The sequence below is a fragment of the Vibrio sp. 10N.222.49.C9 genome (assembly GCF_041474985.1).
Lineage (GTDB): Bacteria > Pseudomonadota > Gammaproteobacteria > Enterobacterales > Vibrionaceae > Vibrio > Vibrio crassostreae_C.
In genome coordinates this window covers 1-485 of record NZ_JBFRVD010001264.1, presented here as the reverse complement: position 1 = coordinate 485, position 485 = coordinate 1, and the positions used below count along the sequence as shown (strand labels likewise).

The following is a 485-nucleotide window of genomic DNA, read 5'->3' as shown; positions in this document are numbered from 1 at the left end:
CCCACACTCTGGGAGAAGCAATCATAACGCACGTGGGCGCTACGTCACCGAACTAACACTGAAGTACAATTAAACACTAGATCTAGACGCGAAAAAGCACCAACCGAAAATCGGTTAGTGCTTTTTGTTATAATGGAGTGTAGGCTTCGAAAGCCACCATTCCAGGGTATGCTTCTATCATTTGTCCGTCAATCGGGACAAACGTATCAGATTGAGCTTCAATAACATGATAGAATTCGTCGGTTTCTATATCATCTTCATCTGAAACCATTAAGTCATATTCAGGCCATAACGACCTTTGCAGTCTTTCTTCTTCATCTTTACTCAAGCAAAGATTCAACCTACTCTCGACCAAGACCTGACCATCAACATTGATGACTAGCATATAATTTTTCATAATTCGTTCCTTACAGGCGCTTAAGCCAGATTAATGACGCTCGAAATTGAGCAATCACACTTATTACTACAATAGCGACAATCTGCAT

At 40.8% G+C, this 485-nt stretch carries 1 protein-coding gene; it reads right to left on the bottom strand.

The window, feature by feature from the left end; all coding sequences use genetic code 11:
• Nucleotides 1-127 precede the first annotated feature (127 nt).
• Nucleotides 128-397, bottom strand: a complete 270-nt coding sequence (locus tag AB4585_RS27835) for a hypothetical protein (RefSeq protein WP_371979666.1) — start codon at nt 395-397, stop codon at nt 128-130.
• Nucleotides 398-485 lie beyond the last annotated feature (88 nt).